The organism is Streptococcus oralis, assembly GCF_023109155.1.
Taxonomy (GTDB): domain Bacteria; phylum Bacillota; class Bacilli; order Lactobacillales; family Streptococcaceae; genus Streptococcus; species Streptococcus oralis_BZ.
Window position 1 is genome coordinate 89,639 of the sequence record NZ_JALDUA010000004.1, and the last position, 14,485, is coordinate 104,123.

Here is a 14,485-nt window from a genome sequence, read left to right on the forward strand (position 1 = left end):
ATCCCTCGAATAAAGTCGGGTAACACTTTAAAAATATTCTCATTTTATTTTATCATATTTTCTAACTATTTAAAATCAAATGAAAAAGGTTCTAATGCTGTTCAGTACAGAATGAGAACTTTCAATGATTATTTCCAACTTTTGAAGCAAAACACAAAAGTACATTAAGGAAAATATTATTTGCAAAAAATCCACTAAAAATAAATTCAGGAAACCGTAATCAGTCTGTTCTTATTAATATTCCTAATGATTTAAAGGATTTCAATAACGACATAAAGAGCTATTTCAAAAAACACGAAAAAGCACCCATAGGGCAAACCTTTGAGTGCTTGTGAACGTTGATAGTATCGTATTGATTAACGTTTTGAGGCAACTGACTTTGTCAGATTGCAGCCACATTTGTAAGCGACTAAAGTCGCAACAACTGTGTCAATTGCACCAATTTAGTAAGAAAGTATAAAAAAGAACACCCCGAAAGGTGCTCTTTGTAAGTATAGTAATTCTCTCGAATTAACGTTTACTAAATTGTGATGCTTTACGAGCTTTCTTAAGACCTGGTTGGGGCACTACTTATTTCATCTAATTTCAAGGTGCTTTAAAATCAACGCTTTTATAAGTTTTCAAAAAATAAAATTTCAACTAATTTCAATCAGTTTCATTAAAATAAGGTAAACTTTCATAAAAAATAAGCAAAAATCGAACCAGAATATCAAAAGTTTACCTTATTTAATTTTCACAAAAATGAAATGATGAAATTCCTTTCTATAATATCCTCATTCCTAAAAATACTAGAAATAGTATAATCTTTTCTAATATTTGTGGAATACAAAACGCAGGATTGGTAGTCCTGCGTTTTTAATTATTTATTCCGAACAAATGCAAGAGTACTAATTCATCAAATGAAACAAACTCTATTTGCTGATAGATTCCTATATGATTGTTAACTTCCTCTGCTTTAGCTAATCCGACTGGTATATAATTCCCCATATCGATAAAACAGAGAATTTTAGATAAAACAAACTGTTTAATATTTAAATCAGTGAGGAGTAAAAAATCAGTTTTCACTTTCAACAATAGTTCATCTATTAATTTGGACCAGTTTTTAAAATAATCTACTATTGAAATTTCTCCCTCATTTAGGCTCTTAAGATACATTTTATTCTGTGTATTACTAGTCACATTTTTCCTTAATTCTGAAACTGAAATAAGCGGTTCAATACCTGTAGTTTTTTCTTGACTAGGACTATAGCTAGTTCTCAAATTACTAAAAGGCAATGAAAAATGTTGACCGTAGTCCCTCAATAATTTTAACATTTTTATTTCATCTAATTTTTCAAAACTTAAAACTTCATTCTTTAAATCAAAGCGTTCTTCCTGCTTACAATACGATTTTATATTATCAATAAATATCCTTCCAAACATAATATTTTGCATAAATAAATACTTGCAATCTCGATATATATCATTTAATTTTTGAGTGTCATAATCATCAATATTCTCAATGTATTTTTTTATCAGTTCTTCTGACTTCTTATAATTTCGATAACAATCAAAAACATTAGTATATTTTTTTAAAGAGATATTGTGTTCCTTAAAATCTTTAAATTCAGTCTCATTAATTTTCAATAAAAAATTTCTATCATAATTTGAAACAAAATAACTATACAACTTAACCCTCAATTATTTTCAGTCTCTTGGTCCCATAAAACGGTCACCATTTAAATGTATCATATGCTCTGGCGATTCAAATAACCAAACCTCTGTTTCTTCCAGAAGGCTTTAAAACTCGAAACATCTCGGCAACCAGTTCCTTATAGAAAGCAAGATAATCTTCTATAGCCAACCTGTCCTCATACTCTTTTCCAACATTTGAAACTATTAAATCTATACTTTCAGATTCAAGTTGTTTTAAAAATTCCAAACTATCTCCAGTAATAATCTTACTCTTAGTAGCATATTCTTCAATATTTTTCAAATCCATATACCTCTTAGTTATTATTACTCTCTCTATTATACCAAAAAATTTACAATCTAAATCATAAGTACCAATCAGTTAAGAATTGTACTTTTTAACTCTGCTGATATGTCAAATGAAATTCCCGTGGTAGTAAATATAGAATCCAATAATATAGACTTCAACCATTCACTATGAAATATTTCGTTTAATTCATCACCAAGTTTAAGATCTAATTCTTCAATTTTTCTTGTTAATTCAAAAAAGTTATATTCCGATTTTCCTTTAAAAATTGGCTTACTATTGTATCCCGTTATTTTTTTTACATTATGAGTAGCACTAAAAAGATGAACTCTCAAAGAGGCATAATATCCTAACCAATACGTGTACAAACCTTTGTAATTATTAGGATTGCTAGCCATAGCTTCCGAAAGGTATCTCTTCTGTGGTTCTATAAAATTTGTTTCATGAAAGTAATCTTCAAAAAAAGTATCTTCGTTAACTAGTTTTAATGCTCCTTTCTTGTATAGAAAGTACATTGTAATCTCTCTTTCAATTTTCAACATTTTTTCCTCTGAAAAAATAACGCTAAATCTAGCCTTTTCTTCTTTTCGATTATTTGAATAAGTTGTTTGTTTTTCTAGATACTTTTTTAATAGTTTAACTCCATGATCAATGATCAAACAGTCATCATTATTATGTAATTCTCCATACAAAAGTTCAAGTTCCGCAATTTTATTTTCTTCTCTTAGATCAAAAAAATTTTTCATACTTAAATGACTACTCTTATTCTCTAAATAAAATTTATAGAGTATCCACTTATAAAAAGCTGGAATATCTGTGTCAGAAACTTTATTTGCCGCTATTAACGACTTTTTCAAATTTAATAAAAATTTATATTCAACAAAAGCTTCCGTATACTTTCGAAGATATAAAATTTCTCTTTTAATATCTTTGAAACTTCTCTTATCACAATCATTTTGAAATGAATTCTCAGAATCTAAAAAAAATTTAAAAAAACTTGTCATAATCACTTTCCTATAGAATATCCTAATTTATCTTCTAGTATGGGATATATAAAGCAATACATAAATAAAATAGTGTTATTTCGGAAAACTGATTATACACCCCTGTGTTTTAATTATATCATAAAACAAAGATACTGCAGTTCGATGTTTTTTAACTAAAGATGCTATGTCTTCACTCAATCAATATCATAGCAGACTCATTTGTCTATATTGATGCTTATAGAAGCCATGGAGGAAATAATATGGCAAAAATATCAAATCACGAAGAAGTTCTACAAGAAGCAGAGTATAATGAGACTCAAGTAGTTACAAATGTCCGTCAGGGTTACTATAAAAGTAAAGATGGCATTGACCATCTTTGGGTCATTCTCGAGTGTATAGATGAACTCATCTATGCTAACGCAGAAAAACTAGGTATAGATATATACGAGATACGCACTATCTCAGTCAAAGTTAGGAATCCTGATTCCCGAAACTGGCTCTCACTTACAGAAAAAACTATTGATGTTAGCTCCGCCACTGTCGTACCTATCATCAAAAATGACCAGCTTAAAGGTCTAGCTTTAAGCATTGAAAACTCGCAAATTCAAATGAGGTAAAACACATGAACATTTTATCGTTTTACGATCAAGACCAGATTTTTAATGAAATCTGGTCTAAAGAGATAGATAACCTTCTCCTCAATGGAGAAGAATCACTCAGAGGAACAGAAGCTACAACTGAACAATATAGCATAGAAGATTACTTTTTAGCAGTCAAATGGCACATAACTTCTGTTCAGAAGATTAACGATGCTAAAATAGAAATTATAAAACAATCACTTTCAGCCTGGTATGCATTATATTTTAAAAAAATATACCCATATCTAGTAAATGTTTACAGTTTAAGGATTATAGACATTTATAGCACTGGTACAAATACTATTGAATTAGTAATCGTTATCGATAGTTCAGAAGCCCGATTACGAAACATAATCTAGTAGTTGACAAGTAGTATAATCTCAGATAGATTATACTACTTATTTTTAAGGAGTTTAATTATGAAACTTATATTAAAAATGATTATTCTAGTCTCTCTTTGGTATTTAACTATTTTTATATTGTTGTTGCTAAAGAGAAAAGCTGATTTTTATAGCGGAAAAGTAGTAAAAACAAACAAATTAAAGGTGGCTTCTTTACAAGTTCTACTATATCAGGTTGAAATGATTCTGTTATTGGCTAAATTTATATTTAATAAAGCCCAAATCTACTTCGAAGAGAAAAATACTCAAAATAGAAAAATGATAGTCCTCCAAAACGTAGTACATCATCTGAACCAGAATTTAAAAACCGAACTTGGTATCAAAATTGTCTCTCCTGCTACTAGTAACGGAATTGATATTTGGATTTATTTAGCAAATAATTTGAAAGATGCAGATAAAACTTTGTTAGAGGACTATTTTTCAGGAGTTTTATCAAAGTATACAGCTGAATTTGCTTTAGATATCCTCATCATAAAACAAAATGCAGGGGCTGGCTGGATAGCTACATTTGATATTAAGCCTGTTGCGGAAGCGACCTACAATCGAATGGCTCGAGCTTCTGAAGTAACCAACGAAGATAAGTATGATGAGGATATAGATATATGGTAGACAGTAAACCTTTACTTAAACGTGGAGGTGGAAAGATAGGATGGTCTATCCCAAGCCCCACCATAAATTTTTTAGTTCTAGGTAATGTTGGGAGTGGTAAATCTGTGGTAGCTAAAATGCTGGTCACCAATATATTTATGGAAAATCTCAAGAAACCGAAGCAACTTTCACCAATGTTAATTGTTTCTGAAATCAAACAGGAAGACTGGCTAGAATTTGAAGATAGTTCTAATGTTTTTCTAGGATGGAAAGCTCACAAAGCTATTGAAGTTGCCTACAATGAGATGATACGTCGCCAAGAGGACAGAACTATAGAACGAAACCCCTTAATTCTTTTGATTGAAGAAGTTACTGTTCTCATGAGTTCTCTTGAAGGGCAACAAAAATCAAAAATTCAAAAAATGCTTAAATCAATCATCCTCAGTGGTCGAAGTCGCTCAATATACTGTTGCTTTGTTTCCCAAGATCTGTTAGCACAAGACGGTATTGATACAAATCTCAGAAATCAATTTGGAGCTGTTCTAGGTTTAGGAAATATGGCATCTAGATCAGCAATCTCAAGTAGTATTTTTGACATAAAACCTGGACAAAAGCTAGAAGCTCTTCCAAACCGTTATGGTTGGTATCAAGAAATGAACGGCAGTCAACCTATAAAAGTTCAAGTTCGGAATGTTCGTGATTTTACTAAAATGAACAAAGTACTTAAGAAGATGCTCGAGCAGTATCAGCCACCAAATGAAAGTGCCTCAGAGGGTTAGGGTTGGCAAGCCGAAGTGCTTGTTCATTTTACCAACCCTAACCCTCTGAGGTGCAAACCTGCGGTAGGCAAAAAACATCTAAGATTTTAACTCTAACTATTCTTTACGCGTGGTTAGACTGGGCTTGTCAACTGTGTCTAACCCAGAATAGTTAAGAGAATAATTAGAATATGGAGTTTATTTATGAAAAACAAAAAACAAGCAAAACTGACTTGTGTAATGATTGCTCAACAGTTTGATTATCAATTTTGGATTGGCTGGGATAAAGATTTGATTCTTAGCAAATCTATAAAAGACATTTTAACTGAAATGGTTAATCGTGCTAATACTGTCGCAACTGTTTCAGAAGCATATGGGATAAAGCATGATAAAGATACTTTAGAACTATATGATTCTGAAACTGACTCTTTCTATCAAGAACTAAAATCAGAACACGGACATTTTTTACTTAAATTTTCGGAGGGAGCAACATTAATCGATTTAGCTCTGGCAATCGGAGTTGAACCGCAATACATCGAAAAAGCTAAGTCGGGACGATATGGCTACGATAATTTATTAGCTTATCTCATTCATTCAAAGGATCCTGATAAATTTCAATATTCATCAAGTGATGTTATTACGATTCTTGGCAAAGATTACTTAGAAATTTATAAAGAAAAATTTTCTTCTTGGTCTAAAGGGAGAACAAAGAAAGAAGTTAGAAATGCTTCGGAACAAATTGAATCATTAATTGCCAATATATTAAATGGAAAAATTACTAAGAGTGAGATTCTCTTATCCTCTAATCATTTACAATTATATGCGCTCTATAAAACAAAGATAAATGAGGCTTTCATAACTTTAGGGGAAGTAAAAGCTACCAGAACTAAGAAAGCACTTGAAAATGGAGAATTTAAAAAATCAATTTTTTTCATTACTGGAAAATCAGGGTTAGGAAAATCAGTTCTAGCTAAAGAATTGGTTAGGGATTTGATTCAATTAGCAGAAAATAATGAACAAAGTTGGTCAAGTGTCGTAACGGCTGGAACGAATATATTTGATGAAGTTAATGGAGAAGAAATTCTTTTACTTGATGATGTACGTGGAGATAGTTTAACTGCTTCTGATTGGCTAAAATTACTTGACCCATATAATATAAGTCCAATTTCTGCTCGCTATCATAATAAAATGGGAGCTGCAAGAGTGATTGTTATAACTAGTACCAAACACCCATTGGAGTTCTTCTTTAAAACTAAAGGGAATGAAATTGAGGATTTATCTCAATTTATCAGAAGATTTGATAGTTTAATCACTATTGAAAATACTGCTGAAACTACTCCCATAAGATACTTTCAGTCATTACCTAAGAAGGTTACCAATAGACGGGTTAAGATTCCATATAATGGATTTGAAACGTATTTAAGCTATGATTTTGAAAACAACTTTGAAATGAATAAGAAAGATTTATTAGATTTCCTAGTTGCTCAAGTTAGTCTCAATAATAAGTGGGATCTAGATAAAATAAAAAACTCCTCAGAAGACACTTTAGCGAGCAATTCTGATGAAGTAGGTACAGAAGATTCTAAATCTCCTGATAATTCAATTGTAGTACAATAGGGAGGATTTTATGCAAGTTATTTTACCAGATGAGCAAATTAATCAGATTCAGCACCTAATTTCTGAACTAATCAAGAAAGAAATTGAAATTAGGTTAAACAATAATAATCTTAACAGTCCGTTTTTAAATAAACAGCAGGCTTGCCACTATCTAGGCATCTCAAACAATACTCTAGATAGTTGGATTAAGAAAGGACTGCCTACAATAAAAATAGGCAAGACTATACGATTTAATAAAGAAGCCATTAATTCATGGCTTTACTCACAAAACTAGAAATATCTATATTTTTGTTTTATAATAGTCATGATATTTTCTGGTTCGATACACAAGGAGAATATCATGACTATCAGTAAGACAAAGAACGGAACTTATCGCTTAAAAGTCTATATCCCAATAGAAGCACGAATGCCACTTGGAATTGTCAATAGCAATTATTACGATAAGAGATTCAAAACAAGAAAGGAGGCAAGGCAAGCTGAGATAGACTTGCTTACCAAGTTAAATCAAATAGAAGATAATGAATTTTTAGGACTAGCAAAAGGAGATATTCTTTTCTCAGACTTCTATAACAATATCTGGTGGGACTCTTATAAAGCAGGACAAACTACATCTACTTCTAAACCACCAAGCAAGTCAACAATCGCTAATACAAAAACCTGTTTTGAAAAACATATACTGCCACTTCTTGGAAACTATACGATACAGTTTCTAAACCAAAATAAGCAAGTTATCCTAAATCTAATGACATCTAAGGCTAATGAATATGCGAATTTCAAATCTTTACGTAGCTATGTAATTTCTATTTTTGACTGGGCAGAAGAACTTGAATATATAGAAGCTAATAAAGTTGCAAAAATATTAAGAAGAATAAAGGCCACTAAAAAGATTCAACTTGCAGAGTCAAAGAAAGAGGAGGATTTATATCTAACTCATGAACAACTACAAGAATGGTTCTCAGCATTTCAAGAAGATTTAGATAATGATAAAATAACTCTGAAAGATTATGTCCTATTTTATCTCACTTTTTTCTTAGGTGATAGAAAATCTGAAACCTATGCTCTTCAATGGAAACATATCGACTTTTCAAAATCACAGATTCGGCTAATTCAAGCTTTAGATAGATATGGACAAGTAAAATCTACTAAGGGAAATAAGAAAACTATTTTCTCTATTTCTAATGACTTACTTCAGCTCCTTACCTCTTGGAAAGAGCAACAAAAATATGAACTAGCAAAGTTTGGCATCATCAGTAATCCAGAACAATTTGTTTTTACATATATCGACACAAGAGGAAATATCAACAAGCCTTTACACGCTGACTATCTAAACAATAAAATGAAAAGCATTAGAAAGCGACATAAAGGGCTGGCACATGCTACACCTCATAAACTGCGACATACAGGAGCGACACTTGCTAAACAAGCAGGAATGAAATTAAAAGATATTTCTGAAGCACTAACGCACAGCGACACAAGTACAACTCAAATTTATGTCAATACTTCTAATGTAGTTCCTCTTGCAGTTGGTGCATTAGCTTTAGAATCTCTAAATCAATAAGGTGAAAATAAGGTAAACTTTGAGGTAAACTTTTCAAAAAAACACGAAAAAAGCACCCATAAGGTAAACTTTTGAGTGCTTTGAAACGTTGATATAATCGTATTGATTAACGTTTTGAGAATTGTGATGCTTTACGAGCTTTCTTAAGACCTGGTTTCTTACGCTCAACTTTACGTGAGTCACGTGTAAGAAGTCCTGCGCGTTTCAATGAATCGCGGAAGTCTGGGTCTACTTGAAGAAGGGCACGAGCGATACCATGACGGATAGCTCCTGATTGACCAGCGTATCCACCACCAACAACGTTAACGAAAACGTCGTATGAACCTACAGTTGAAGTAACTGCGAATGGTTGGTTGATAACAAGACGAAGGTCAGCGTGTGGGATGTACTCTTCAACATCTTTTTTGTTAACAGTGATTTTACCAGTTCCTGGAACAAGGCGAACGCGTGCAACAGCGTTTTTACGACGTCCAGTACCTGCATATTGTGCTTGTGACATACTTTATTGTTCCTTTCCTTAGATAAGTCCTGAAATATCAAGAACTTCTGGTTGTTGTGCAGCGTGAGTGTGCTCAGCTCCAACGAATACTTTCAATTTCATACCTTGAGCGCGTCCAAGAGTATTGTGTGGAAGCATACCTTTAACTGATTTTTCGATCAAACGTACTGCATTTTTAGAACGAAGTTCACCAGCAGAGATTTGTTTCAATCCACCTGGGTGGTTTGAGTGAGTGTAGTAGATCTTATCAGTTGCTTTTTTACCAGTCAATTTAACTTTTTCAGCATTGATAACGATTACGAAGTCACCTGTATCAGTGTGTGGTGTGAATGTTGGTTTGTTTTTTCCGCGAAGTACGCTAGCAACAACTGCTGAAAGGCGTCCAAGAGGTACATCAGTTGCGTCAACAACGTACCATTTGCGTTCTACTTGGCCTGGTTTAGCCATGAATGTAGTTTTGTTCATGATTTCTCCTATATGAATATCGTTTTTGTTTACAGGGCGGATGTTCCGGTCCGCGGGGTATTTGAAAGGTTCCGGGGCCTTACAAATGGGGTAAACAATACCGTCTACTATCATACCAAATTTTACTACTAAAAGTCAATAGATATGAAAAATATTTTTGCCGATTTCAGTGTTTAACATCTAGAAAAACCTCGCTTTTGCGAGGCTCTCCTATTTATAAGCTAAGGCACGTTTAAAGGTTTTCCAGATTCCCAAATCATCTGTTTGAAGGACTAGACTAGCATACATGCGGCCGATAAAGGCTGTTGCAGTGACCGCAAAAACAACCGTTATGGCAAGCGAAATCCAAGCTTCTAGACCACTTGCATACCCATTTATAGCTCTAAACGGCATAAAGAAGGTCGAGATGAAAGGAATATAGGAACCAATTTTCAGAACTAAATTGTCCCCAGCAGCACCTAGAGAAGTCACACCGACAAATCCTGCTATAATCAAGATCATCAATGGCGACAAGGCCTTTCCTGAATCCTCAGGGCGAGAAACCATAGAACCTAGGAAGGCTGCTAAAACAACGTACATAAAGAGGCTAACCAAGACAAACAATAAGGTATTGAGCGAGAAGGCCTCTCCTATATGGTTTAAAATACCAGATTGTGCCAAGATTGGTAGGTCCTTAAAGAGCAGAATGGCAGCCAGCCCACCCACGACGTAAATGCCAATATGAGTCAAAATCACAAGAAGCAGAGCCAGCATGCGAGCGTAGAAATAATGACTAGCTCGGATACTAGAGAAGACCACCTCCATGATTTTGGTTCCTTTCTCGCTAGCTACTTCCTGAGCAGTGACACTAGCATAAGTAATCAAGATCATATAAAGGAAGAAGCCAAGCCCTGCGGCCGCAATGGTTTGAACAATTTTTTTGTTTTCCTTAGATTCATCAATCTTCTCAGTAAAATCAACGGTTTGACTCAGGCGTTTTTCCTGCTCTTGGGACAAATTGGCCGCCGAGCGATTGAGTTGGTATTGAAGCTCATTGAGTTTATTGGTTACTGCTAGCTTGATGCCTGTTTCAAGAGAAGTTTCACCATGGTAAACGGCTTTGATGACACTATCCTCTTGATCAATGGTTAGGTAACCCTTGATTTTTTCATCCTTGATAGCAGCTTGAGCACTGGCTTCATCTTGATAGTCAAAGTTAATACCATTGGTACCCTTGAGCCCTTCTTCCACAGATGGTACAGTTGTCACTACTGCTATCTTACTATTCTTGGCCATAGACGACCCTTGGAGATAGCCGATTCCTACAGACAAACCTAAAAAGAGGAAAGGCGAAATCACCATAAAGAAGAAACTCCAGGACTTGACATGTCGCAGATAAGTTTCTTTAATAACTACCCACATATTTCTCATACTTCCACCCCTGATTCTAGTTTAAAGATTTCATCGATTGTTGGAGCTTGTTGGTCAAAGGTCGCGATGTATTGACCTTGAGTAAGAATCGGGAAGAGTTCTCTACCAGCGTTCTCATCATCTAGGATCAATTTCCAACTGCCTTGCTTGGTCAAGCTCACCTGTTTAACATGAGGAAGTTTTTCCAGTTCTTCCTTGCTTCGTTCACTTGAAACAAAGAGACGTGTTTTACCGTATTGATTGCGGACTTCCTGGACCGGTCCATGCAAGACTACACGCCCATCTCGAATCATGAGAATATCATCGCAAAGCTCCTCGACATTGGTCATGACATGGTCTGAGAAGATAATGGTCGCACCACGCTCTTTTTCTTTTAAGATGACCTGCTTGAGCAGCTCAGTATTGACTGGATCCAGACCACTAAAAGGCTCATCCAGGATAATCAAGTCAGGCTCATGGATTAGAGTAATAATCAGTTGGATTTTCTGCTGATTCCCTTTTGAGAGACTCTTGATTTTGTCGGTCAATTTGCCCTTCACTTCGAGTTTTTCCATCCATTGAGGGAGTTTCTCCTTGACCTCCTTGGCATCCATGCCCTTTAGAGTCGCCAAGTAGCGAACTTGTTCAAGGACTGTCAGCTTGGGCATGAGGCTGCGTTCCTCAGGCAGATAACCAATCCGAGCATAGGTTTCCTGACGAATATCCTGCCCATCCAGACTGATCTCTCCTTGATACTCTAAAAATTTCAACATACTGTGGAAAATCGTTGTTTTCCCAGCACCATTCTTCCCGACCAAGCCCAGAATCCTTCCTGGACTTGCCTGAAAATCGACACCAAACAAGACTTGCTTGGGACCGAAACTTTTCTCTAGACTTCTTACTTCTAACATTTTCCACCTCCGAGATATGTTGCACTTATTATACTCCTTTTTGACAGCCTTTACAACGATTTATGTCCATTTTTAACATGATATTTTATAGTTAAAAATACCGTTTCTAAGGATTTTAAGTGCTTCAGTGTTAGCTTTAGTATAACTCATGAAAGACTGTCTGGGAAGATGTTTTTCTCAACTGTCGCTTTTTATTCCTGAACGGGCATTTTAAGAATTTAAAAATCCACCCCGAAGGATGGATTGATGAGTTAACGTACTTCTGCACTCACTTTTTCTTCGAGTGATGCTTGGATTTTTTCCATGTAGCGTGCGACTTCTTCGTCTGTCAAACTGTCTTCTGGATTTTGGAAGGTCAAGCTATAGCCCATTGACTTCATACCAAGTCCTAGTTTTTCGCCTGAGAAGACGTCAAAGAGTTTGATATCTGTCAAACGTTTCACGCCTGCAGCTTGGATGGCATCAACAACTTCTTGATGGCTAATTTCTGCCTTGAGAAGAAGGGCAATATCACGGCTGACTGCTGGGAATTTCGTGATTTCCACAAATGGAGCAGCAGGTTGGAGCACAGCTTCGATGGCTGAAAGGTCGAGCTCCGCTACATACGTTTCTGGAATATCATAAGCCTTAGCAGTGACTGGATGCACTTGGCCAAGGAAACCAAGAACTTGGTCACCGAGCGAAATCACGGCTGTACGTCCTGGGTGAAGGCTAGCAATCTCAGCTGTTGCTGTATAAGTCACTGCAAGTCCCAAACGAGCAAAGAGGGCTTCAAGGATTCCCTTAGCATAGAAGAAATCAACTGGAACTGCTGCCGTTTGGAAATCTTTTTCTGCAACCAAGCCGGTTAAGGCAAAGGCAAAACTGTTGATTTCGTTTGGAAGTTCTTCTTTTGGATTGCCTGTTTGTTCAAAGACTTTTCCAATCTCGTAAAGAGCCAAATTTTTGTTCTTACGAGCCACGTTATAGGCTACCGTATCAAGGATACCAGAAATCATATTTTGACGAAGGACAGAACGGTCCACTGTCATTGGCCACATGAGTTCTGTAAGGTTACTTGGTTGAGCCGTAAACTCAACTGCTTTTTCAGGCGTTGTTAGAGCGTAGGTGATGATTTCTGTCAAACCAGCTCCTTCAGCAATGGTACGAACTTGGCGACGAAGTTTCTGTGTCGAAGTCAATTCACCTGCTGTACCGTCATCTTTTGGAAGGCTGGTTGGCAAGCGGTCGTAACCGTAGATACGGGCAATTTCTTCAAAGAGGTCTGCCTCGATGGTAATATCCCAACGACGACGTGGAACGCTGACAGTGAAAGCTTCCGCATTTCCAGAAAGTCCAAAGCCAAGACGACGGAAAACGTCTTCTACATCAGCATAGGAAAGTTCTGTACCAAGGACACGATTAACGTCTGCAAGAGTCGAAGAAACTTCCACATCAGAAGTATCAAGTGCGCCTGCTGAAACGATGCCCTTACGCACTGTCGCACCTGCAAGATCAGCAATCATGCTAGCCGCCGCATCAAGGGCTTCGTTAACAGTTGCCACATTGATGCCTTTTTCAAAGCGAGAAGATGATTCCGAACGAAGGTTGAGGCGTCCGCTAGTCTTGCGGATGGATTTGCCATTGAAAACAGCTGCTTCAAGGACCACACGACTAGATTTTTCAGAGATTTCTGTAGCTTGTCCGCCCATAACACCTGCAAGGGCAACTGGCTTGTCTGCGACAGTGATGACTAGGTCAGTTTCTGCAAGTTCACGTTCTTCACCGTCCAAGGTCACTAATTTTTCACCAGCACACGCTTCACGCACACGGATATCAGTCCCTTCAAAGGTATCCAAGTCAAAGGCATGCATAGGTTGACCAAAGTAGAGCAGGATGTAGTTGGTTACGTCTACTACGTTATTGATTGGACGGATGCCTTCATTCATGAGGATATTTTGCAACCATTGTGGACTTGGTGCGATGGTCACATTATCCAAGATACGGACCGCATAGTAAGGCGCCTTATCTGTCTCAATGCCTACAGAAAGGGCGTCTGCTGCAGCTTCATTTGTTTCTGTTAAGGTAAATTCTTTGAAGTTGACTGCCTTGTCATAGATGGCTGCCACTTCGTGAGCCACCCCACGCATAGATAGAGCGTCTGCACGGTTTGGTGTAATAGAAAGTTCGATAATTTCATCATCCAAGTCTAGATATGAGAAGACTTCCTCACCTGGTACTGCATCTTGAGGCAAGATTTGGATTCCATCTGCGAATTCCTTAGGCACAACCGAGTCAGAAATTCCCAATTCACCAAGGGAACAAATCATTCCAAGTGACTCCAAACCACGGATTTTCCCTTTTTTAATCTTGTAATTGTCAGCAATACGAGCTCCTGGAAGAGCCACCATGACCTTAATCCCAGCACGTACATTTGGAGCACCACAAACAATCTGACGGGCTTCTTCTTCGCCAACATTAACCTGACAGACATGCAAGTGTGTTTCTGGCACATCTTCGCAAGACAAGACCTCACCGACGACAATTTTTGAGAGACCAGCAGCCGGTGATTCGACACCTTCGACCTCGATCCCTGTAGTTGACATTTTCTCAGCCAACTCTTGTGATGGCACATCAATGTCCACCAATTCTTTTAACCATTTATAAGATACAAGCATAATTTAGTTCTCCAGAATGACAGTTGCCACTCTAGTTTTT

15 protein-coding genes are annotated in these 14,485 nt (G+C 36.3%); 7 read left to right on the forward strand and 8 right to left on the reverse strand.

The window, feature by feature from the left end; translation table 11 throughout:
- Nucleotides 1-855: 855 nt before the first annotated feature.
- From M1F63_RS08210 to M1F63_RS08220, 3 genes are all read right to left on the reverse strand, one after another.
- Nucleotides 856-1,626 (reverse strand): hypothetical protein, encoded by a 771-nt coding sequence (locus M1F63_RS08210; protein WP_247941176.1) that lies wholly within the window; start codon nucleotides 1,624-1,626, stop codon nucleotides 856-858.
- Between the two features lie 118 nt (nucleotides 1,627-1,744).
- A complete protein-coding gene (locus tag M1F63_RS08215) occupies nucleotides 1,745-1,975 on the reverse strand; it encodes a class I SAM-dependent methyltransferase (protein ID WP_247941177.1) in 231 nt (76 codons plus the stop codon).
- Nucleotides 1,976-2,049: 74 nt separating this feature from the next.
- Nucleotides 2,050-2,982 carry a hypothetical protein gene (locus M1F63_RS08220; RefSeq protein ID WP_247941178.1) on the reverse strand — a complete coding sequence of 311 codons (933 nt, stop codon included), beginning with the start codon at nucleotides 2,980-2,982 and terminating at the stop codon, nucleotides 2,050-2,052.
- A 242-nt stretch (nucleotides 2,983-3,224) separates the two neighbouring features.
- Here M1F63_RS08220 and M1F63_RS08225 point away from each other — a divergent pair, with 242 nt between their 5' ends.
- From M1F63_RS08225 to M1F63_RS08255, 7 genes are all read left to right on the forward strand, one after another.
- Complete coding sequence (locus M1F63_RS08225; RefSeq protein WP_125415002.1) at nucleotides 3,225-3,581, forward strand: hypothetical protein; 357 nt, start codon at nucleotides 3,225-3,227, stop codon at nucleotides 3,579-3,581.
- Nucleotides 3,582-3,586: 5 nt separating this feature from the next.
- The gene (locus M1F63_RS08230; protein ID WP_125415003.1) at nucleotides 3,587-3,961 is read left to right on the forward strand and encodes a hypothetical protein; all 375 of its coding nucleotides are present in this window, start codon (nucleotides 3,587-3,589) and stop codon (nucleotides 3,959-3,961) included.
- A gap of 60 nt (nucleotides 3,962-4,021) precedes the next feature.
- Nucleotides 4,022-4,612 carry a hypothetical protein gene (locus tag M1F63_RS08235; RefSeq protein WP_247941179.1) on the forward strand — a complete coding sequence of 197 codons (591 nt, stop codon included), beginning with the start codon at nucleotides 4,022-4,024 and terminating at the stop codon, nucleotides 4,610-4,612.
- Nucleotides 4,606-5,370: a cell division protein FtsK gene (locus tag M1F63_RS08240; RefSeq protein ID WP_247941180.1), complete on the forward strand. Its 765-nt coding sequence runs from the start codon at nucleotides 4,606-4,608 to the stop codon at nucleotides 5,368-5,370. Before M1F63_RS08235 ends, M1F63_RS08240 begins: the two co-directional genes overlap by 7 nt.
- Nucleotides 5,371-5,553: 183 nt before the next feature.
- A complete protein-coding gene (locus M1F63_RS08245) occupies nucleotides 5,554-6,966 on the forward strand; it encodes a Rep family protein (protein WP_125414372.1) in 1,413 nt (470 codons plus the stop codon).
- A gap of 10 nt (nucleotides 6,967-6,976) precedes the next feature.
- A complete protein-coding gene (locus tag M1F63_RS08250) occupies nucleotides 6,977-7,240 on the forward strand; it encodes a helix-turn-helix domain-containing protein (protein ID WP_125414371.1) in 264 nt (87 codons plus the stop codon).
- Nucleotides 7,241-7,306: 66 nt separating this feature from the next.
- Entirely contained in the window at nucleotides 7,307-8,524 is a 1,218-nt protein-coding gene (locus M1F63_RS08255; RefSeq protein ID WP_247941181.1) for a site-specific integrase, read from the forward strand.
- A gap of 106 nt (nucleotides 8,525-8,630) precedes the next feature.
- On the opposite strand, the gene rpsI is transcribed toward M1F63_RS08255, so the two are convergent.
- From rpsI to pheT, 5 genes are all read right to left on the reverse strand, one after another.
- Nucleotides 8,631-9,023 carry a 30S ribosomal protein S9 gene (gene rpsI / locus M1F63_RS08260; protein WP_000075973.1) on the reverse strand — a complete coding sequence of 131 codons (393 nt, stop codon included), beginning with the start codon at nucleotides 9,021-9,023 and terminating at the stop codon, nucleotides 8,631-8,633.
- 18 nt (nucleotides 9,024-9,041) lie between these two features.
- Nucleotides 9,042-9,488 carry a 50S ribosomal protein L13 gene (gene rplM, locus M1F63_RS08265; protein ID WP_001044624.1) on the reverse strand — a complete coding sequence of 149 codons (447 nt, stop codon included), beginning with the start codon at nucleotides 9,486-9,488 and terminating at the stop codon, nucleotides 9,042-9,044.
- Between the two features lie 210 nt (nucleotides 9,489-9,698).
- Nucleotides 9,699-10,898, reverse strand: a complete 1,200-nt coding sequence (locus M1F63_RS08270) for an ABC transporter permease (RefSeq protein WP_247921071.1) — start codon at nucleotides 10,896-10,898, stop codon at nucleotides 9,699-9,701.
- On the reverse strand, nucleotides 10,895-11,788 hold the full coding sequence (locus tag M1F63_RS08275; RefSeq protein WP_139689498.1) for an ABC transporter ATP-binding protein: 894 nt from the start codon (nucleotides 11,786-11,788) through the stop codon (nucleotides 10,895-10,897). Before M1F63_RS08275 ends, M1F63_RS08270 begins: the two co-directional genes overlap by 4 nt.
- 251 nt (nucleotides 11,789-12,039) lie before the next feature.
- Nucleotides 12,040-14,445 (reverse strand): phenylalanine--tRNA ligase subunit beta, encoded by a 2,406-nt coding sequence (pheT, locus tag M1F63_RS08280; RefSeq protein WP_247941182.1) that lies wholly within the window; start codon nucleotides 14,443-14,445, stop codon nucleotides 12,040-12,042.
- Between the last annotated feature and the right edge of the window lie 40 nt (nucleotides 14,446-14,485).